Origin of the sequence: Psychrobacter sp. CMS30 (assembly GCF_904846565.1) — a bacterium.
GTDB classification, from domain to species: Bacteria; Pseudomonadota; Gammaproteobacteria; order Pseudomonadales; family Moraxellaceae; genus Psychrobacter; species Psychrobacter maritimus.
The window spans coordinates 1-1,354 of record NZ_CAJHBF010000050.1 but is presented as its reverse complement, the minus strand read 5'-3'; the positions used below and the strand labels follow the sequence as shown (position 1 = coordinate 1,354).

Below are 1,354 nucleotides of genomic sequence, written 5' to 3'. Positions count from 1 at the left end.
TCTAATAACACTCCGGTGACGGGCGCATCTAAATCAATCAAACTTTGTAGTAATTTCTCACGGCTGGTGGTTTGAAAGGCGGGCAATCTAATAATCGCCATACCATCAACAAGCCGTGTCTCAATAATCTGCGGATGATTGTTATTACGCTGTAAAGTCGTGGTATGTTTACGGCGACCTGCTTTTGACGTCACCACATCCACTTGCGTACCAGCAATCCCTGTCAAGAGTTGCTCGATATCATTACTTTCTTCCTCTTCACCAAGCTTAAACTCATCGACTTGATGCAAATAATCGCCAACAGCAATGCCCTTTTTATCAGCAGGTGAACCATCAATTACCTCCGTAATCACCCAATAACCTTCTTTTGGCTGATATTGCACTTTGATACCGATATCACCGACATCTCCTTCAGTAAAAGCGCGCAAATTCTCATACGCCTCTGCATCCAAAAACTCAGCATGACTATCAAGCTTGGTCAACATGCCACTCATGGCATTGTTAAATAACTCTTCATCCTTCACGGCGTCAACATATTCACGGCGTACCAAATCAACGACAGCAACAAAGGTTTTTAGGGTTTCAGGCGAAATGGCATTTAATGACACCTGCGCCACTTCATCGGGAATATCAGTATTAATGGCATCCGAGCCATTATCCAATGCACTCTCATCAGCGACAGCATCTATTGAGTCATCAACCTGATCGGCTGATTCGAGCATATCTGCAATATCTGAAAAATCGTCCGCACCGTTGTCCAATGGCACATCGTCTGCATTAAGACTGATTAATTGCAAACTTGAAGTAGGGTTTTTATTATTATTGATTTTACCGTTATTATTGATAGCCGCTTGAGCAGGCATTATCACAAAGCTTAAACCCAGTAAGCTTGTGAGAATAGCTGGCCTTAATACCTGTGAGCTAATAGATTTAAAGCCGAAAGATTGAGAGTCCATAAACCGAGCGCTCATAAATAATGTCATCATTGGGTTTTCCAATCTTTTAAACATCAATAAGGATAAAGAGCTAATAGGACGCATAAAAGAAACCCCTTAAAAAGTTGGCTTGGTTATTTTGGTTTGGTTATTATTTTTATAATTTTGTTAGATGTATCAGATTATTATATGGTTATTTATGATTATAGGGTGATGAATAAATTATAGAGTTATTAACCAACAATGTCCGTTAAAATAACACCAAGCGCCTACCTTAAACTAGGATAGTATTGCAAATAACTTAGGCAAAATGTATCGGCCAAAATGCATTAAAGACAAAGCAACAGAAAATATCGGAAAAAGCACATAAAAAAAGAGAAGGATAATAAATATCCTTCCCTCTTTTAAAATGCTTAGCT

At 38.9% G+C, this 1,354-nt stretch carries 1 protein-coding gene; it reads right to left on the bottom strand.

The features are described from left to right. Window positions 1-956: S41 family peptidase (locus JMX94_RS13205; RefSeq protein WP_227673658.1), on the bottom strand; the 956-nt coding region annotated here is incomplete at its 3' end. Window positions 957-1,354 lie beyond the last annotated feature (398 nt).